Raw genomic sequence first — 19325 nt, forward strand, 5'->3', positions numbered from 1 at the left:
CATAGCACTGAAACTTCAGTTCTCCTGAACCTGAACGCTGGCAGTCATGCCGGCACTCAGGATGACGTCCTTGGGAGCCTGATCGAGCTTGATCCGCACCGGAATGCGCTGGGCCAGACGCACCCAGTTGAAGGTAGGCTCGACTTCGGCCAGTAACTGGCTGTCGGGGGTAGCGTTGCGGTCAGTAATGCCGCGAGTGATGCTCTCGACATGGCCTTGCATTGGCTCACCAGCGCTCATCAGCCAGACTTTCACCGGCGCTCCGACCTTGATGCGCGGCAGTTTGGTTTCTTCGAAGTAGGCCTGGACATAGAAGGTCGAATCATCCACCAGTGCCATTACCGGTTGGCCGGCGTTGACGTAGTTACCTTCAGCCAGCCGCAGGTTGGTGATGTGCCCGCTGCGGGGCGCCCGAACGTCGCTACGCGCCAGGTTCAACGCGGCAGCCTTTACCTCCGCCCGGGCTTCACGCAGTTCACCACGAGCAACAGCAGCAATGATCTGGGCATTTTCGCGCAACTCGGCACTGATCGCTTGCGGCCCCAGTGCCGCACGACGTGAAGCTTCCTGCTCGCGCAAGCGCAGTTGATGCTGGCGGGTTTCGGCGACCGCATTGGCCTTTTCAAGTGCCGCCTCGAAGCGGTCCCGATCAATCGACATCAGCAGATCACCCGCCTTGACCGCCTGGTTGTCATGGGCCTTGAGTTCTCGCACCCACCCGGAAACGTCCGGGGCGATGATGACTACATCGGCACGAATCTTTGCGTCACGGGTCCAGGGTGTCAGCATGTAGTAACGCCACAATTCAAGCCCGGCAAACACCGCGACAACGACCAGACACAAGGTCACGGCAACACGGACATAAGCACGCATGATCAAACTCCTTACAGAGGCCCGAGCACACGCGTGATCAGGGTCAGGATACAAACAAACAACGCACAATCGAACAGCGCCTCATGCCATGCCCAACTGCCCAAAGGGGTCAGCCTTAGCAGCAGACGCAGCACACCCGTCAGCAGCAAGGCCAACAGCACGTACACCAAAAACGGGCTGAGCAGCACGCCGCCCACTGCCCACTCACGCAAACCCATGCAGTTCCTCCTGCCGAAGGCACCATTTGCCCCAGCTCTTTTGCAGTTGCAGTACAGCACCTATCGCCAGGCGCAGAGGGTCACTTGACGGTTGTCGCTGCAACACCGCGATAAAAGTCGCACTGGCTTCATCCAATAGTCCCTCACGACCAGCCCCTGGCCCCAGCGCCAGCACCTGCTCAAGCTGCTGTAGATACGCACGCTGAGCCTGAAGCGAAGGCATTTGGGCAACCTCGAGACACATGCGCAAGTGCAGCAACTCATCACCGATATCCAGCCCATGCAGGCCATCGTCCCAGCGCTCACGTGCTTGCACCGGCAACGCGGCGTAGTGTCGCGCCATCTGTAGCAGACGATCTGCCATACGCCCGCCAAACCAGGTTTCCGCATCCCGTAGATCACGCCGGGTCAAGCGCACCAGGTCGCTCTGCGTCGCAGCCCGCAGACGGCGGCCATGCCAGGCGGGATCACGTAACACCAGCAGTTTGAACGCCAACACTGCAGCGCCGACACCGACCATCATCGCCTGGGCACTGTTGAGGAACACCGCCACATCAAAATGCATGGCGTTGAGTGGCGCGACCAGGACGATGAAATGCAGGCTGTACGAGGTGGCCGTAGCGCCGATTTTCGGATTGGCCATACCTAGCGCGCCGAAAAACAACGGCACCCCCATCGCCATGCACAACATGGGGAAACCACTCCACTGTGGCAGCAGGATTTGCCCCACGAAAAACGCTGTCGGAATAGCGAGCAGCATTCCCCGCAAGAAGCTCAGACCGATCTGCGCACCATTTTCGCGGCTGGCGAACAGGCTGCAGACCACGCAGGTCAGCACCAAGCCACCCGGCGCTGATAGCCAGCCAGTGGCCAGCCAAAAACTGGCCATCGCCAGGAACGCCAGCGCACTGCGCGAACCGAACAACAATGCCAACGGTAGATCGCGGTGCACTGCCAGGCTGTCAGGCAGGTCGGCCGGCGCCTTACCCTCCTCAACCGCATGTAGCGCGACGGTGGCGTTCATGATCTTATCCAGCAACAGCGTCAACCGGGCCAGACAGTAGTGTTCTGCAGAGCTGCGCGCCTGATCACTGGCAGCCTCCCAAACACGTTGGCGCAGCAGCAACAGGCTAGCCAGATCCGGCGCTGCCAGGGCCTCGTAAACCTTGCTGAACCAAGGTGCCACCTGTGCTGCCTCGCGCTCATCCAGCTGTCGCCACTGGCGTCGCACCGAACGCGCTATACGCAGCAGAACTAGCAACGTCTGGCTCAAGCCGCGAATGGCCCGCCCCCGCTCACGCCCCAGATGCCCCTCGAACCAGGCATGTTCACGCTGCGAATCGACCGCAACAATGCGCCCAAGAATATCCAGCAGTTCTCTACGGTCCTGCTCTTCGCCGATCAGGGAAGCTCTCGCGGCCTGCATGCCATTCACCCATGCCTGACGCGCTTGCCCGGCCAGTTGCTGTTCAACCCGCAATGGCCAGAGCAGCGCACTGGTCAGGGTGGCACATACGATGCCCAGGCAAATCTCGGTGCAACGTGCCACGGCCTGATCGAACACCAACAACGGATGATCAACCGCCGGCAGTGCAATAATGGCCACGGTGTAACCGGCCAGCACGAAGGCGTAAGCCCAAGCACTGCGCAACAGAGTCGAGCAGGCCGTACACAGTGCCAACCATAAGGCCAAGGCCAACAGGAACAACCACGGCGTCTGCGCAAAAAGGCCGATGAACAACACCGACATGACCGTGCCAACCAGGGTCCCCAGCAAACGGGCCAACCCCTTCTGCACCAGCATTCCTGATAGCGGCTGGGCAACGATAAAGGCTGTCATCAATGCCCAGGCAGGCTGCTCAAGCCCCCAACGCAACGCTAGCCAAAGCGCCAGCCCACCGCCCAGAAGCGTCTTCAGGGCAAATTGCACAGCGCGCATGTTCGGCGCCAACAGGGCCTGCAGAGTGATCGGCACGAGGCGAACCTTGATGAACAGTAATCTAACGATAGACAGTTAAGCGGCAATGAATCAGAGTCAGATTATTAGCTAGCTAACTATTATTCGTCCAGCAGTTTGTTTCCGCGCCATCATCACCCACTTGCCCGCCGACCTTGCAAGCGAGACCCATGCCTGCAGAAGCGTGCTAGCGCGAGCGCCTGGTTTTTTTCAGGCAAAAAAAATGGGCGACCGAAGTCGCCCTAAATGCCTTGCGTGCTCGTTGTATCGGAAGAATCAACGCGATTTGCGTTTGCTCGAATCCTTCCAGATGAAAATGCCCAGGCCCGCGAAGAAGAGCAGCATCAGCCCGACTGTCACAACGCCAGCGATAACCACATTATCGAAGAACATATCGGCCTCCATTCGCCTGCACCTGTTTGATGGGGCCTAAGTTAGCGAATAAGGCGGGAGGGAAAATTGACCGAGGTCAATAGCGCCCACCAGAGCTGGGGGCGAGGCAGGTGCAGGGTTGACCTGCATCAAGTTTTCAACGCTTCTTGGGTTTGCCCTTGGGCTTTTTCTTGCCCTTGCCCAACGGCATGGCCTGTTCAAATGCCTGACGGACTTCATTCAGGCGCTTCTCGTTGAGGTCGTGAACGCGCTTGGCACGCTCGGCACCGAAGTCGATCAGATTGTCTTGGCTCATGGTTAGCTCGAAACGCTGACGGCAGAAGTGGCAATAATGAAGGCTAAGGCTCGCGCTGACCAGTACGGCGGTGTTTCTTCAGACTTCGATGTCGACCAGCAGCCCCTGACGTGGCTGCTCACCCATCAGCGGCGCCACCGACACCGTATTGTCGGCATTGACTTCGTCGCCCGGTACGGCATCGTACTGCTCGTCGTGATCTCTGCGGCGACGCTGTTGGCGGCGCTGTTGCTCACGCATTAAGTAGGTGTCCTGTTCCGGGTCACGCTGCTTCAGGTTAATGCTGCCATCACCGGAGCTCGGTTGGGCTGGCACCACGGGTGGGATGTCCGGCGTCGGCTTGACCGGATCCAGTTGCGAGGTTATGGGCGCAGCACTGAGCGGGATGATAGGCGGCAGCATGGGTGGGTCTCCTGTCGCCAGTGTGTCGGCCGCAACCCCATTACCTTGAGCCGAGACGAGCACATTCGCGCCTGATGAGATGGGCGTCCTGAACGATCAGTATAGCCTGGGCGACTGGCACCGCTATTGAGCCGCGTTGTCGCCACCACCGTCGATATGGCTCCAGGGGCGCTTGTAGACTTTGCTCCAGACAGCCTCCAGATGATCACGCAGTACTTTGGGGGCATTCGTCAACGACGGGCTGTCTTTGCGCTCACCCCCGTATGAACCGTCACCAGGCACATTTACCAGCGACTGCCCTTCGATGGCGTAATACGCCTGCCCCTCACGCAACTCGACCATGATAGCGTGAGGGTCGATACCTCCGCCGCAGAAGGCGTGGCTAGCGATCGTCAACTCCGCCACCCCATCATTGTTCAGGTCACTGACCTCCGTGACATCCGGGTAGAACCCGACATCAAGGTCCAGGCCAGCGCAGGTGGTTTCGTTGTCGATCTGCCAGCGCGACTTGAACGGTTCATCGGCCGTCGTTCGACCATAGAGTGTCGCGATCAACACCACTTTATCGACATCCTCAGCCGTTTCTTCGTCAGTTGCCTGGCCGTCGGTACGGCTCAATACCAGCAAGCCCTCACCGTCTTTGTCGCGAAAATGCACCGTCTTCAACGGGGCGTCGACACCCAGCGCATCAATCTGCGCTGCGGGCAATGGTGCAAGCACTTCAAAGCCGCCCTGTCCACAGGCTGAAAGCAGTACCAGGCCGCTCACGATGAAAGGACGAAGTAACCACAAGCGCTTTACAGACATGGCAAGACAGTCCTTCTGTTGCGGGTCATGCAGCATCGGCAGATTTCGTCGACGAAGTTGCTAGACTCTTTGGTCTACAGAGACCTATCCGTTAAGATAGTCGGCTTTTCATGGCGGGAGTCAGGCAGTATGGCGCAGCAGTATCAACCGGGGCAACGCTGGATCAGCGACAGCGAAGCCGAGCTAGGTCTGGGGACCGTTCTGGCACAGGACGGCCGCTTGTTGACCGTGCTCTACCCGGCCACTGGCGACACTCGCCAGTACTCCCTGCGCAATGCGCCACTGACACGGGTGCGCTTCTCGCCTGGTGACCAGATCACCCATTTCGAAGGCTGGAAGATGACCGTGCGTGAGGTCGATGATGTCGACGGTCTGCTGGTTTACCACGGACTGGATGGCCAGAATCAGGCCTGCACCCTGCCGGAAACCCAGCTGTCGAACTTCATCCAGTTCCGCTTGGCCAGTGACCGTCTGTTCGCAGGGCAAATCGACCCACTGCCGTGGTTCTCGCTACGTTACAGCACGCTGGAACATACCAGCCGTCAGTTGCAGTCGTCACTGTGGGGGCTGGGTGGTGCGCGCGCCCAACCCATCGCCCACCAGTTGCACATTGCCCGCGAAGTTGCTGACCGCATTGCGCCACGGGTTCTGCTGGCCGACGAAGTGGGCCTGGGCAAAACCATCGAAGCCGGCCTGGTTATCCATCGCCAACTGCTCTCGGGCCGTGCCAGCCGCGTGCTGATACTGGTACCGGAAAACCTCCAGCATCAGTGGCTGGTGGAAATGCGTCGTCGCTTCAACCTGCAGGTTGCCCTGTTCGATGCCGAGCGCTTCATCGAAAGCGATGCCAGCAACCCGTTTGAAGACACCCAACTGGCCCTGGTGGCTCTGGAGTGGCTGAGCGAAGACGAAAAAGCCCAGGATGCGCTGTTTGCCGCGGGCTGGGACCTGCTGGTAGTCGACGAAGCCCACCATCTGGTCTGGCACGAAGATCAGGTGAGCCCTGAGTATGCGCTGGTTGAACAACTGTCCCAGATTATTCCAGGCGTTCTGCTGCTGACAGCAACCCCTGAGCAACTCGGTCAGGACAGCCACTTCGCCCGTCTGCGCCTGCTTGACCCGAACCGCTTCCATGACCTGGCCGCCTTCCGCGCCGAGAGCGAGCACTATCGCCCGGTAGCCGAAGCCGTCCAGGAGTTGCTCGATGAAGGCCGCCTGTCACCCAAGGCCCACGCGACCATCCAGAACTTCCTGGGCGCCGAGGGCGAAGCCCTGTTGGCGGCGGTCAACGACGGCGATACACAGGCCAGCGCCCGCTTGATTCGCGAGCTGCTCGACCGTCACGGTACCGGCCGAGTTCTGTTCCGTAACACCCGTGCCGCAGTCCAGGGCTTCCCTGAGCGCCAACTGCACCCGTATCCGCTGCCCTGCCCCGATCAATATATGGAGCTGTCGCCGGGCGAACATGCCGAGTTGTACCCGGAAGTCTCATTCCAGGCCCAAGGCGACACCGGCGAAGACGAACGCTGGTGGCACTTCGACCCACGGGTTGACTGGCTGATTGATACCCTGAAGATGCTCAAGCGGGTCAAGGTTCTGGTGATTTGTGCTCACGCCGAAACCGCCATGGACCTGGAGGACGCCCTGCGTGTGCGCTCAGGCATTCCAGCTACGGTCTTCCACGAAGGCCTGAGCATCCTGGAGCGCGACCGTGCCGCCGCCTACTTCGCCGACGAAGAATTCGGTGCTCAGGTACTGATCTGCTCAGAGATCGGCAGCGAAGGCCGCAACTTCCAGTTCTCTCACCACCTGGTACTGTTCGACCTGCCCGCTCACCCGGACCTGCTCGAGCAACGTATTGGCCGCCTGGACCGTATCGGCCAGAAGCACACCATTGAACTGCATGTGCCGTACCTGCAAGACAGCCCGCAAGAGCGCCTGTTCCAGTGGTACCACCAGGCCCTGAATGCCTTCCTGGCCACCTGCCCTACCGGCAACGCCCTGCAGCATCAGTTCGGCCCGCGCCTGCTGCCGCTGCTGGAAGACACTGATGTCGAGCAATGGGAAGCGCTGGTCACTGAGGCGCGCGCCGAACGCGAGCGCCTTGAGGCCGAGCTGCACAGCGGTCGCGACCGCCTGCTGGAGCTCAACTCCGGTGGTGCCGGCGAAGGCCAGGCACTGGTCGAGGCGATCCTGGAACAAGATGACCAGTTCGCCCTGCCGATCTACATGGAAACCCTGTTCGACGCCTTTGGCATCGATAGCGAAGACCATTCGGAAAACGCCCTGATCCTCAAGCCAAGCGAGAAGATGCTCGACGCCAGCTTCCCGCTCGGCGACGACGAAGGTGTGACCATCACCTACGACCGCAATCAGGCGCTGTCGCGGGAAGACATGCAGTTCCTCACCTGGGAACACCCTATGGTGCAGGGTGGCATGGACCTCGTCCTGTCCGGTTCGATGGGTAACACCGCTGTAGCGTTGATCAAGAACAAGGCGCTCAAGCCTGGCACCGTGCTGCTGGAACTGCTGTACGTCAGCGAAGTGGTAGCGCCACGCGCCTTGCAGTTGGGCCGCTACCTGCCACCAGCCGCCTTGCGCTGCCTGCTCGACACCAACGGCAACGACTTGGCCGCGCGGGTCTCGTTTGAAACCCTGAACGACCAACTGGAGAGTGTGCCCAAGGCCAGCGCAAACAAGTTCATCCAGGCTCAGCGCGATGTGCTGGCGCCACGGATCAACGCAGGCGAAGCCAAGATCATGCCGCGTCATGCCGAACGTGTAGCCGAAGCGCAGCGTCGTCTGGCTGCCGAGACCGAAGAAGAACTGGCACGCCTGACCGCCCTGCAGGCCGTCAACCCGAGCGTACGCGACAGCGAAATCGAAGCCCTGCGCAAGCAAGGTAGAGATGGCCTGGCCATGCTCGAAAAAGCTGCACTGCGCCTGGAAGCCATCCGGGTACTGGTTGCCGGCTGATCGGTATCGGAACGTCTTGCTGACAAACCCGGCGTCTACAGCACAATGAACAGTGTGCTGTAGACGCCGGCCCTGGTATCAGTCCTTGCGCCGATACAGCTGCACCAGGGTTGCCGGATCTTTTTGCAAGTACCCCTGACTACCATGCAAACGCATCAATTGGGCAGCAAGCCCGCTGATGGGTGTAGCTGAACCCTGCTCACGCGAAAACTTGACGGCAGTATCAAGGTCCTTGAGCAAGGTGCGCACATGCCACTTGACCGGTTCAAAACGGCTTTCGGCCATTTGCGGCGCGAGAATCTGCAAGGGCTTGGAGTCGGCAAAACCGCCAGCAAGGGCTTCGGCAATGAGGCGTGCATCAACCCCAGACTGCTCGGCCAGCGCTACCACTTCAGCGATTACCAAGGCATTACAGGCAACAATCATCTGATTGCACGCCTTGGTCACCTGCCCTGCTCCAACCGGCCCCATATGGGTAACACGCTGGCCCAGGGTCAGTAAAACCTGCTGCACCCGCGCCAGATCCTGCGCAGCACCGCCGACCATGATCGCCAGGGTACCGGCCTCAGCGCCCGGTGTGCCTCCTGACACAGGTGTATCCAGCCAACTCATGCCGTTGAGCGCCGCCAGCTCGGCAGCCATCTCACGTGTGGCACCAGGCTCAATACTGGAAAAATCCACCAACAACTGCCCGGCCCTGGCACCACTGGCCACGCCGTTTTCACCAAACACAACCTCACGGACCACCGCAGTGTCGGCCAAACACAGCATCACGACATCGGCGTACTGGCACAATTCGGCAGGTGTAGTGGCCAGGCGAGCCCCCGCGGCAACCAAGTCTGCACACTTTTCCGGTGAACGATTCCACACCGTCAACGGGTAGCCGGCCGCCAAAAGCCGCTTGCACATGGGTAGCCCCATAAGACCAATACCAGCAAACCCCAACGAAGGTCGTGCAACACTCATGAAACACTCCAGAAAGTTTGATTAAAGAAGTTGCGCAATTGGACGATCAAGATTGCAGGCGTAAACAGAAAATTTACCTACAGAGTTTTAGGGAAAATCCCAGGACTCACACAGACGGCTCGTGACTAAACCCGCACAACCGGTTCCGTGAGTACTCTATGATGTTCCCTTTGAACAGCCATCCCCCCAAGGCACACGGCACACAATGACTTCCAAGAACACTCCTGCCAATGTGGTTTCCGAACTGATGTCGTCTACTGCCACGTACACTGCTACAGGGTCTAGGGAATACTACGGCACTCGCACGCTGAACCCACAGCAGTACCTGTACTACACAGAAACCGACATCCAGCGCATCCTCGACAACCTCGACGGCCTGCGCGACCTGGTCTTTCCGCCAAGCCCACATCAGGAAGATGAAAGCCAACTGCGCCTTGATCAACAGTTCCCATCGGTCTGTCTGATCGGTTTGGGCCGTTGCGGCTCGAACATTGCCTTGGACGTCGCAGAACTGGTCTACAACGCACGCACCTTCTACCTCAATGAGTTCAACAACGAGGAAAGGGTCAGCAACGACATCAGCTACAGCCCGGCGCGATGGATCCGCAACAACCTGCGTCTGGTGCAGAACAAGAGCAGCAAACCGGTCTTTCTGGTTGAACCACTGGTGATGCTGGGCGACCTGGACAAAGACATCGCCGGGCGCATCCGTTTCTCGCGCAAAGGCGAGACCAGCGGTTTTATCCGCGATTACAGCAAAATGAAAATCATGGACCTGTCTGAGGTTCATGCCGGGGGCGCCGGTAACGCACCGATCCTGGGTCAGTACCTGGCGAAGATCATCCTGAACAAGGAAACCCAGCGCTTCTCCAGTACTGACTGGAAGCTGATCCATTCGTACCTGATCGACTCCTGTGGCATCAAAGCCAACCAGTCGCGCCTGTACTTCTACATTTTCAGCGCCGGTGGTGGTACCGGCTCGGGCATGGCCTCGGAGTTCGGCCTGGCCCAGCAGTACTCCTACATGAACAAGACATTCGACACCAAACCGGCTGACGAGAATGACGGCAAGAGCGGACACTCGTTCGTCTTTGAGCCGATCTTCACCAGCGGTATCTGCGTACTGCCGAACATCTCCGACCACCGTAGCGAGATGTCCGAGGCCCTGCACATCAACGCCGGACGCCTGCTATGCAAGTATCTCTCGGAAGAATGGGACTTTTCCTACAACTTCGACAATGAAGACAGCAGCGAAGCCAGTGTCATGGGCCGTATTCGCCCCTGGAACGCGATGATGCTGATCTCCAACGACATCATGCGTTATGCCGAAGAAAGCGATGACGGCACTATCCAGAACATTGATGTCAATGCGATGGAAAAGCACGCTAACCAGTACATCTCGCAGCAGATCTTCAACATCCTTACCGCCCAGGCGGTAACCACCGACTACGATCAGGCCTACTTCCGTCGCGCCGGTATCGATATTGGCGAAACCATCCGCCTGGATGCCAATGACCTGTTCATGAGCCTGGCAGGCCCGGTGGCCATTGCCTACGCCGAATCAGTGGTACCGGAACAGCAGACCCCGAGCTCGGACAAGTTCAAGGTGTTCGAGAAAGAGCAGCCTCGCCTGGATATCGACGACCTGTTTTTCCGCTCCATCGACTTGCCGCACTTCAACAAGCAGACACAGGCCATTGAAGGCATCAGCCTCTTGCCGATTGAGTCCAAGCGCTACCGCGCAGCCCTGGAGCAGTACAAGACCTCCGGTTATGACGCAGCGGCACTGCATGATCTGCATTTCTTCAAGAACTGCTCATCGGTGGTCTCGATCGTCTCGCTGCCCAAGGACTACAAACTCTCCTACATGGACCTGAACCGGCTCAAGACCCACCTCAACAGCCTGTTCCCCAATACGACGCTCAAGCGCTATGCGCTGGTCATCGGCGCCTCTGCCAACCTGTCGCTGACCACCCTGATCGCCAAGAGCCCGTGCCTGTCGGACGACTTCCTGACGCTGATCGTGGCCTTCATCAAGCGTTGCTTTGCGCGTAACCCGTACCGTTTCGACGATACGCTGGACAACGCCATGCTCGACTTCATCACCAGCGATCACTTCGACGAAAACCACATCGATGAGCTGCTCAACGAGTTCGAGAATCCGGCCAAGATCCTCGATACCAACTGGTACGCGATCAAACCGATGTATGAGAAGAAGTACCGTGAGCTGATCAATGACAAGAGCAAGTTTGTCTCGATCAACGACATCCGGCTTTCACGCGAATGCGTGAAGAAAGCGGTGAAATACCTGCGAGAAATTTACCGTCACCGGATTGGCAAGACACGGGTTATCTCCCTCAACACCCATACAGGCAAGGTTGATTACTGAGATACCCGTGATCAGGGCCCGGTTTCGCCGGCGCCAAGATCTGCGCAGCCTCGATGGCTGCGCAGACCTTCCTCACCCGCAAAGCGGCTCTTATCAATCGGTACGGACTGTTACCGACCCCCCTTGAAGTCGCTGGACTGTTACCAAGTGTCACCCCTGCTGAACAGTACCGCGCACCAACCATGAGCCACTGTGCATTTTTGCGCACCAAATCAGGGCGCCGGTTTTTCCTGAATCACGATCCAGGGGGAAACCACCACCGCCCATATCTGCGGATCTCGCGCCTGAAGGTCTAGCGCCTGCTCATCAGAGAGTTTGCCGACAGCACCCTCAGCGTGCCATGCAGCAAAGGCTTCGCCCCGGTTTTCGGCCATCGCCTCGGCGACCTCGATCAGGTCCAGTGTCGGCTTGACCCAAATCAGGTCACCCTTGGCCCAAAAACGCTCCAGTGCTTTCCACTCAATGACCGCGGTCTCGCCGAGCAGTTTGGCATAGAGGGTGCTTACTTCATCAGTCATGGGTTCCTACCAGAAATAATTCGGCTGCTAAAAGCCGGTATTTTTGCAGAAAACCCAGTTTCAAATAAGCAATTGATCGGTGAGTGCAGGAAAAGCCAAGGATTGCCGACATATAGGGCAAAACTGAAGACGCTTTTTTATAACTTTCAGTCAATTAAGCGACGCGCCCAGGTTTTGCCTCTGCGAGCCCGCTTTTCAAGCGATGAAGCGGCGCTCTACACTGTACCGGTACAGTTGCCGGGGGTAAGGCCGGGGAAATTCGGGTCTGCGGTATGAGGCGAGGCCTCGACGGAGAACCTGATCCGGTCCTGTAGCTTTGGCCGCCAGGACTATAAAAAATACAACAGAATGAGTGGAGCACTATGAGTAAGGCTACTAAGCAGATTTCCAAGCTGTTTGCCGCAATGGTTCTGGCCGGGGTTGCCAGCCATTCGTTTGCCGCCGATACCATCAAGATCGGCATCGCAGGTCCCAAGACCGGTCCGGTCACTCAGTACGGCGACATGCAGTTCATCGGTGCCAAAATGGCCATTGAGCAGATCAACGCCAAGGGCGGCGTCGACGGCAAGATGCTCGAAGCCAAGGAATACGACGACGCTTGCGACCCTAAACAAGCCGTGGCCGTAGCGAACAAAGTGGTCAACGATGGCGTCAAGTTTGTCGTCGGCCACCTGTGCTCCAGCTCCACCCAGCCTGCCTCCGACATCTATGAAGATGAAGGCGTGATCATGATCACCCCGGCAGCCACCAGCCCGGATATCACTTCCCGTGGCTACAAGATGATCTTCCGCACCATCGGTCTGGACAGCGCCCAGGGCCCAGCGGCTGGCAACTACATTGCCAACCACGTGAAGCCGAAAGTCGTTGCCGTTCTGCATGACAAGCAGCAGTACGGTGAAGGTATCGCCACCGCCGTGAAGAAAACCCTCGAAGAGAAAGGCACCAAGGTTGCCGTCTTTGAAGGCCTGAACGCTGGCGACAAGGACTTCTCCTCGATCATCCAGAAGCTCAAGCAAGCCAACGTCGACTTCGTCTACTACGGCGGCTACCACCCAGAGCTGGGCCTGATCCTGCGTCAGTCCAAGGAAAAAGGCCTGAACGCCAAGTTCATGGGCCCAGAAGGCGTCGGCAACGACTCCATCTCGCAGATCGCCCAGGACGCCTCCGAGGGCCTGCTGGTTACCCTGCCGAAATCCTTCGATCAGGACCCTGCCAACAAGGCACTGGTACAAGCCTTCGCCGACAAGAAGCAGGACCCGACCGGCCCGTTCGTGTTCCCGGCCTACTCGGCTGTAGAAGTGATTGCTGAAGGCATCAAGGCCGCCAAGAGCGAAGACACTGCCAAGGTAGCTGCTGCTATCCACGCGGGCACCTTCAAGACCCCGACGGGCGACCTGTCCTTCGACGACAAAGGCGACCTGAAAGACTTCAAATTCGTGGTCTACCAATGGCATTTCGGCAAACCTAAAACCGAAGTTTCGCCTCAATAACCCAGTCTGACCATTGACTAAGAAGCCCACTGTGCGAGCAGTGGGCTTTGTTTTACGAGGTTCATGGACCTGATTCCCGCGATCCGGGAGCTGGTTCACCTGAAAATCTTAAAACCGTCACCAGCGGTTCGCTGGCAGGTGCTGGTACCGAAGTGGCCAAAGACCACAAGGCACCACACGGGGCTCCCCCACCAGTGAAATGCGTATCAGGTTTTTAGGAGCGCTGTAATGCCTGAGATCTATCACTTTTTCCAACAGCTGGTTAATGGTCTGACCATTGGCAGCACCTATGCCTTGATAGCCATTGGCTACACAATGGTTTACGGCATCATTGGAATGATCAACTTCGCCCATGGCGAGGTCTACATGATCGGTTCTTACGTGGCCTTCATCGTCCTTGCCGGGCTGGCCATGATGGGGCTTGATTCTCTGCCGCTACTGATGACCGCCGCGTTTCTTGCGACGATCGTCGTGACCAGTGCCTATGGCTACAGTATTGAACGGGTCGCTTACCGTCCCTTGCGTAACAGCAACCGGTTGATCCCGCTGATTTCTGCCATTGGTATGTCGATTTTCCTGCAAAACACGGTACTGCTCTCGCAGGACTCCAAGGACAAGTCCATTCCCAACCTGATTCCGGGGAGTTTCTCCTTCGGCCCAGGTGGTGCTGAGGAAGTCCTGATTTCCTACATGCAGATTCTAGTGTTCGTGGTCACTCTGGTGGCCATGACCGGCCTCACCCTGTTCATCTCCCGTTCGCGCTTGGGCCGTGCCTGCCGTGCCTGTGCCGAAGACATCAAGATGGCCAACCTGCTGGGGATCAACACTAACAACATCATCGCCCTGACCTTCGTCATCGGTGCCGCACTGGCAGCCGTGGCGGCCGTGCTGCTGAGCATGCAGTACGGTGTGATCAACCCTAACGCCGGTTTCCTGGTGGGCCTGAAGGCCTTCACCGCGGCAGTCTTGGGCGGCATTGGCAGTATTCCGGGCGCCATGCTCGGTGGGCTGGTGCTCGGGGTGGCTGAAGCCTTTGGCGCCGATATCTTCGGTGACCAGTACAAGGACGTTGTGGCATTCGGCCTTTTGGTTCTGGTGCTGTTGTTCCGGCCGACCGGCATTCTGGGCCGTCCGGAGGTTGAAAAAGTATGAACAGACATCTCAAATCGGCGTTTTTCAGCGCCTTGCTGGTATGGGCCGTGGCCTTCCCGGTACTGGGGCTCAAACTGAGCATCGTCGGTATCAACCTGGAAGTTCAGGGCACTGGTCCTCTCACCCTCACCGTGATCGCCGTGTGTTCGGTGCTGATGTTCCTGCGTGTGCTGTTCGACAAGCAGTGGAGCGCACTGATGCGGTCCGCGCCGAAAGGCTCGCTGGTATCGCCCAAGGTCAGCAACTTCCTGACCCTGCCGCGTACCCAGCGCTGGATCATCCTCGGCTTGGTCGTCGCGGCGCTGATCTGGCCGTTCTTCGGCTCCCGTGGTGCGGTCGATATCGCCACCCTGATCCTGATCTATGTGTTGCTCGGGCTGGGCCTGAACATCGTGGTCGGTCTGGCCGGTCTGCTCGACCTGGGTTATGTCGGCTTCTACGCCGTCGGCGCCTACAGCTACGCGCTGCTGTCGCACTACTACGGCCTGAGCTTCTGGATCTGCTTGCCGATTGCCGGCCTGATGGCAGCCACCTTTGGCTTCCTGCTCGGTTTCCCGGTACTGCGCCTGCGCGGTGACTACCTGGCAATCGTGACCCTGGGCTTCGGTGAAATCATCCGCCTGTTCCTGCGTAACCTGACCGGGCTGACGGGTGGCCCCAACGGTATCAGCAACATCGAGAAGCCAACCTTCTTCGGCCTGACCTTTGAACGCAAGGCCGCCGAGGGCATGCAGACCTTCCACGATTACTTCGGCCTGCAGTACAACTCGATCAACAAGGTGATTTTCCTGTACCTGGTGGCATTGCTGTTGGCGCTGTTTGCACTGTTCGTGATCAACCGTCTGCTGCGCATGCCGATCGGTCGTGCCTGGGAAGCCCTGCGCGAAGACGAAATCGCCTGCCGTGCCTTGGGCCTGAACCCTACCGTGATCAAGCTTTCGGCCTTCACGCTGGGTGCTTGCTTCGCCGGCTTCGCGGGCAGCTTCTTTGCCGCGCGCCAAGGCCTGGTGACACCGGAGTCGTTCACTTTCATCGAGTCGGCGATCATCCTCGCCATCGTCGTGCTGGGCGGCATGGGCTCGCAATTGGGCGTGATTCTCGCGGCCATTGTGATGATCCTGCTACCCGAACTGATGCGTGACTTCAGCGAGTACCGCATGTTGATGTTCGGTGCCCTGATGGTGTTGATGATGATCTGGCGTCCGCAAGGTCTGCTGCCTATGCAACGTCCTCACATGGAGCTGCGTCGATGAGCCGCGAAATTCTTCAAGTCAGCGGCCTGAGCATGCGCTTCGGCGGCTTGTTGGCGGTCAACGGCGTGGCCCTGACCGTCAAGGAAAAACAAGTGGTTGCCCTGATCGGCCCGAACGGTGCCGGCAAGACCACGGTGTTCAACTGCCTGACCGGTTTCTACAAGCCCAGCGCGGGTACGATTCTGCTCGACGGCCAGCCGATCCAGGGCCTGGCCGGTCACCAGATCGCCCGCAAGGGCGTAGTACGAACCTTCCAGAACGTGCGTCTGTTCAAAGAGATGACCGCACTGGAAAACCTGCTGATTGCTCAGCACCGGCACCTGAACACCAACTTCCTCGCCGGCCTGCTCAAAACCCCAGGCTTTCGCCGCAGTGAGCGCGAAGCGATGGAGTACGCGCACTTCTGGCTGGACAAGGTCAACCTCACCGAGTTCGCCAACCGTACGGCCGGTACCCTGGCCTACGGTCAGCAGCGTCGCCTGGAAATCGCTCGCTGCATGATGACCCGTCCACGGATCCTCATGCTCGACGAACCCGCTGCCGGCCTGAACCCAAGGGAAACCGAAGACCTCAAGGCACTGATCGGTGTGCTGCGCGAAGAGCACAACGTCACGGTCCTGCTGATCGAGCATGACATGAAGCTGGTCATGAGCATCTCCGACCACATCGTTGTGATCAACCAGGGCACCCCGCTGGCCGACGGTACACCGGAACAGATCCGCGATAACCCTGAAGTGATCAAAGCCTACCTGGGGGAAGCGTAAATGCTGCAGTTTGAAAACGTTTCCACTTTCTACGGCAAGATCCAGGCGCTACACAGCGTCAACGTTGAGATCCGCCAGGGCGAAATCGTCACCCTGATCGGCGCCAACGGCGCTGGCAAGTCAACCTTGCTGATGACGCTCTGCGGTTCGCCACAAGCCCACAGCGGCAGCATCCGCTACCTGGGCGAAGAGCTGGTTGGCCAGGACTCTGCCCGCATCATGCGCAAGAGCATTGCGGTGGTTCCGGAAGGTCGCCGCGTGTTCTCTCGTCTGACCGTCGAGGAAAACCTGGCCATGGGCGGTTTCTTTACCGCCAAGGGCGACTACGAAGAGCAGATGGACAAGGTGCTGCACCTGTTCCCACGGCTCAAGGAACGCTTCAGCCAGCGCGGCGGCACCATGTCCGGTGGCGAGCAGCAGATGCTTGCCATCGGCCGTGCGCTGATGAGCAAACCGAAGCTGTTGCTGCTCGACGAGCCATCACTGGGCCTGGCGCCGATCATTATTCAACAGATCTTCGACATCATCGAACAACTTCGCCGTGATGGCGTGACGGTGTTCCTGGTGGAGCAGAACGCCAACCAGGCGTTGAAGATCGCCGACCGTGCCTACGTGCTGGAGAACGGTCGGGTGGTGATGGAAGGGACAGGGGAAACCTTGTTGACCGATCCGAAAGTGCGTGATGCCTACCTGGGCGGTTGATAACCGTTTTTAGCGGTCAATGAAAAAACGATCCTTCGGGATCGTTTTTTTTTGCCCTATTTGTAACGCGACGCGATGGACTTTCTCTAGTGATACGAGCGGGCCATAACAACCGGCATCGCCTTGATCCCTGTCCGTTGGAGAACCATCATGAGCAACAAACTCAACACCCTGTCACTGTCCGCAACTGCCCTCACCCTGGCCCTGACCTCGGCCCTTAGCCTGGTAACCCTGCCCGCCCACGCCGCTGATGACATGGAAAAATGCTTTGGCGTCGCCATGAAAGGCAAGAACGACTGCGCAGCCGGTGCCGGCACTACTTGTGCAGGCACCTCCAAGGTCAACGACCAAGCCAATGCGTTCAAACTGGTCCCCAAAGGCACCTGCGAGAAAACTGCCAGCAGTACTTCGCCAACCGGATACGGTCAACTGATGGCCTTCAAACCAAAAATGTAACACCTCGGCCCGAGCAGCAATCATGTCCCAATACGACAGCAACACCGCACGCATTACTCGGGCCGCAACACAAGGGCTCCCGGCCCGTGCAGGGCTGGGGCTCAAGCCTGACTATTTTCAGCCATTGGCAAACGGCTGCGAGGATCTTGGCTTCATTGAAATCCATGCCGAAAACTACATGGTTGCGGGTGGCCCTTTTCATTATTACCTGGAGCGTCTGTGTGAACACTACGCGCTCTCGATTCACGGCGTCGGTATGTCAATCGGTGCCGAAGGCGAGCTAGACACTGAGCACCTGCAGCGTTTGAACGTGCTATTGGCTCGCTACCAACCCGCGTCCTTCTCCGAACACTTGGCCTGGTCCACCCATGGGCCCTGCTTTCTAAATGACCTGCTGCCGTTGCAATACGACCAACAAACCCTAAACCGCGTGTGCGAGCACATTGATCAGGTTCAAAACACATTGGGCCGACGCATGCTGCTGGAAAACCCAGCCACCTACCTGCAATTCAACGCCTCGACTTTCGATGAACCTACGTTTATCCGCGAAGTGGTACGCCGCACGGGATGTGGAATGTTGCTGGACGTCTGCAACGTATATGTCTCTTGTATCAATCATCAATGGTCAACCCAGGACTACCTGCAAGCACTGCCGTTGCATGAAACGGCAGAGATACACCTGGCAGGTTTCAGCGAAGCATTGGACAGCAACGGCCAACGCCTGCTGATCGATAGCCACAGCGCACCAGTGGCCGCAGCCGTATGGTCACTCTATCAACAGATACTGGAGTACACCGGCCCGGTTGCCACACTGATCGAACGCGACAATGAACTGCCCGGTTTAGCGGTATTACTGGCCGAAGCGCGACGCGCCCAGGCGTGCCTGGACAATGATGGAGCGCAATCATGAGCACTCAGCAGCGTTTTACCCAGGCATTACTCAGCGCAGAACAGACCGTCCCAGCAGGGCTATTCAGCCATCCGGATGCCGAAAGTCGCTTTGCGGTTTACCGCAACAATGTGTTCAGTTCACTGACCAGCGCCTTGGCCGACAGCTACCCCGTGGTGGCGCAACTGGTCGGCGCAGAGTTCTTTGCTTTCATGGCCAGGTTTTTTATCCAGACGTATCCACCTTGTTCACCCGTGCTTGTGAACTACGGCAACACCTTTGCCGACTTCATAGACACCTTTAGCCCAGCAGCATCACTGCCCTACCTGGCGGATATGGCGCGTCTGGAGCGCCTGCGAGTAGAGGCCTATCACGCTGCGGACTTCCCCGGAGTTGGCCTCGAAGCCCTTTCGCGGTTTCTTGAATACCCCGAACAACTCCACCAGCTACACCTGAAACTCCATCCCGGCACAGGTGTTTTGTGTTCATCCAGTGCTGTGTTCTCTCTTTGGGCTGCCCATCAGGGTCAAGGGGAACTGGCAGAGGTCGATCCAGACCACGCAGAACAACTGCTAGTGCTAAGAGATGCGCTAAATGTTGAAGTCCTGCCACTAAGCAAAGCGTGCGCCCTCTTCATCCGCGCGCTGCAAGGCGGTGCTGGTTTCGGTGGCGCTGTTTGTACAGCACTGGAGGAAGACAGCGCCTTCGATGCAGGCCCAGCCTTGGCGCTGTTGATTCAAAAAAACCTGATTATCCACGCAGGTCTATCGGAGGCCTCATGAGCACGCCATCGCACTGCGCCACGGTATCGTGGGCCAGCCGCCT

19 protein-coding genes are annotated in these 19325 nt (G+C 58.4%); 10 read left to right on the forward strand and 9 right to left on the reverse strand.

Going from position 1 to position 19325, the window contains the following annotated elements:
- Positions 1-15 precede the first annotated feature (15 nt).
- From CS390_RS18770 to CS390_RS18795, 7 genes are all read right to left on the reverse strand, one after another.
- Positions 16-873, reverse strand: coding sequence for an efflux RND transporter periplasmic adaptor subunit (locus CS390_RS18770; protein WP_099775584.1), 858 nt, complete (start codon positions 871-873; stop codon positions 16-18).
- Between the two features lie 11 nt (positions 874-884).
- Positions 885-1091, reverse strand: coding sequence for a DUF1656 domain-containing protein (locus tag CS390_RS18775; protein ID WP_065760567.1), 207 nt, complete (start codon positions 1089-1091; stop codon positions 885-887).
- Positions 1078-3066, reverse strand: a complete 1989-nt coding sequence (locus tag CS390_RS18780) for an FUSC family protein (protein ID WP_099775585.1) — start codon at positions 3064-3066, stop codon at positions 1078-1080. The genes CS390_RS18775 and CS390_RS18780 overlap by 14 nt, the downstream gene beginning before the upstream one ends.
- A 258-nt stretch (positions 3067-3324) precedes the next feature.
- Positions 3325-3441, reverse strand: a complete 117-nt coding sequence (gene ccoM / locus CS390_RS25535; protein WP_281182074.1) for a cytochrome c oxidase subunit CcoM — start codon at positions 3439-3441, stop codon at positions 3325-3327.
- Positions 3442-3577: 136 nt separating this feature from the next.
- Positions 3578-3736 carry a hypothetical protein gene (locus CS390_RS25110; RefSeq protein WP_099775586.1) on the reverse strand — a complete coding sequence of 53 codons (159 nt, stop codon included), beginning with the start codon at positions 3734-3736 and terminating at the stop codon, positions 3578-3580.
- Between the two features lie 78 nt (positions 3737-3814).
- Positions 3815-4138 (reverse strand): aspartate-semialdehyde dehydrogenase, encoded by a 324-nt coding sequence (locus CS390_RS18790; protein ID WP_099775587.1) that lies wholly within the window; start codon positions 4136-4138, stop codon positions 3815-3817.
- Positions 4139-4261: 123 nt separating this feature from the next.
- Positions 4262-4945 (reverse strand): M949_RS01915 family surface polysaccharide biosynthesis protein, encoded by a 684-nt coding sequence (locus CS390_RS18795; RefSeq protein ID WP_099776762.1) that lies wholly within the window; start codon positions 4943-4945, stop codon positions 4262-4264.
- A 129-nt stretch (positions 4946-5074) separates the two neighbouring features.
- On the opposite strand from CS390_RS18795, the gene rapA reads away from it, so the two are divergent.
- On the forward strand, positions 5075-7921 hold the full coding sequence (gene rapA / locus CS390_RS18800; RefSeq protein ID WP_099775588.1) for an RNA polymerase-associated protein RapA: 2847 nt from the start codon (positions 5075-5077) through the stop codon (positions 7919-7921).
- A 78-nt stretch (positions 7922-7999) separates the two neighbouring features.
- Here the strand turns inward: rapA and CS390_RS18805 are convergent, their stop codons facing one another.
- Positions 8000-8887 (reverse strand): NAD(P)-dependent oxidoreductase, encoded by an 888-nt coding sequence (locus CS390_RS18805; RefSeq protein WP_065760570.1) that lies wholly within the window; start codon positions 8885-8887, stop codon positions 8000-8002.
- 205 nt (positions 8888-9092) lie between these two features.
- Between CS390_RS18805 and CS390_RS18810 the strand changes: the two genes are divergently transcribed.
- Entirely contained in the window at positions 9093-11276 is a 2184-nt protein-coding gene (locus CS390_RS18810; RefSeq protein WP_065760571.1) for a hypothetical protein, read from the forward strand.
- 212 nt (positions 11277-11488) lie between these two features.
- Here CS390_RS18810 and CS390_RS18815 read toward each other — a convergent pair whose 3' ends face one another.
- On the reverse strand, positions 11489-11794 hold the full coding sequence (locus tag CS390_RS18815; RefSeq protein WP_065760572.1) for a DUF2288 domain-containing protein: 306 nt from the start codon (positions 11792-11794) through the stop codon (positions 11489-11491).
- A gap of 362 nt (positions 11795-12156) precedes the next feature.
- Between CS390_RS18815 and CS390_RS18820 the strand changes: the two genes are divergently transcribed.
- The 8 genes from CS390_RS18820 (at position 12157) to CS390_RS18860 (ending at position 19282) form a co-directional block, all read left to right on the forward strand.
- Positions 12157-13284 (forward strand): branched-chain amino acid ABC transporter substrate-binding protein, encoded by a 1128-nt coding sequence (locus tag CS390_RS18820; RefSeq protein WP_065760573.1) that lies wholly within the window; start codon positions 12157-12159, stop codon positions 13282-13284.
- A 228-nt stretch (positions 13285-13512) separates the two neighbouring features.
- The gene (livH, locus tag CS390_RS18830; RefSeq protein ID WP_065760574.1) at positions 13513-14436 is read left to right on the forward strand and encodes a high-affinity branched-chain amino acid ABC transporter permease LivH; all 924 of its coding nucleotides are present in this window, start codon (positions 13513-13515) and stop codon (positions 14434-14436) included.
- Positions 14433-15689, forward strand: a complete 1257-nt coding sequence (locus CS390_RS18835; protein ID WP_065760575.1) for a high-affinity branched-chain amino acid ABC transporter permease LivM — start codon at positions 14433-14435, stop codon at positions 15687-15689. The genes livH and CS390_RS18835 overlap by 4 nt, the downstream gene beginning before the upstream one ends.
- Positions 15686-16453: a high-affinity branched-chain amino acid ABC transporter ATP-binding protein LivG gene (livG, locus tag CS390_RS18840; RefSeq protein WP_065760576.1), complete on the forward strand. Its 768-nt coding sequence runs from the start codon at positions 15686-15688 to the stop codon at positions 16451-16453. Before CS390_RS18835 ends, livG begins: the two co-directional genes overlap by 4 nt.
- Entirely contained in the window at positions 16454-17155 is a 702-nt protein-coding gene (locus tag CS390_RS18845; protein WP_065760577.1) for an ABC transporter ATP-binding protein, read from the forward strand.
- A gap of 150 nt (positions 17156-17305) precedes the next feature.
- Positions 17306-17611 (forward strand): DUF2282 domain-containing protein, encoded by a 306-nt coding sequence (locus tag CS390_RS18850; RefSeq protein WP_099775589.1) that lies wholly within the window; start codon positions 17306-17308, stop codon positions 17609-17611.
- A gap of 22 nt (positions 17612-17633) precedes the next feature.
- On the forward strand, positions 17634-18521 hold the full coding sequence (locus CS390_RS18855) for a DUF692 family multinuclear iron-containing protein (protein ID WP_099775590.1): 888 nt from the start codon (positions 17634-17636) through the stop codon (positions 18519-18521).
- Positions 18518-19282: a DNA-binding domain-containing protein gene (locus CS390_RS18860; protein ID WP_099775591.1), complete on the forward strand. Its 765-nt coding sequence runs from the start codon at positions 18518-18520 to the stop codon at positions 19280-19282. The genes CS390_RS18855 and CS390_RS18860 overlap by 4 nt, the downstream gene beginning before the upstream one ends.
- Positions 19283-19325 lie beyond the last annotated feature (43 nt).

This window comes from Pseudomonas sp. HLS-6 (assembly GCF_002753995.1).
Lineage (GTDB): Bacteria > Pseudomonadota > Gammaproteobacteria > Pseudomonadales > Pseudomonadaceae > Aquipseudomonas > Aquipseudomonas defluvii.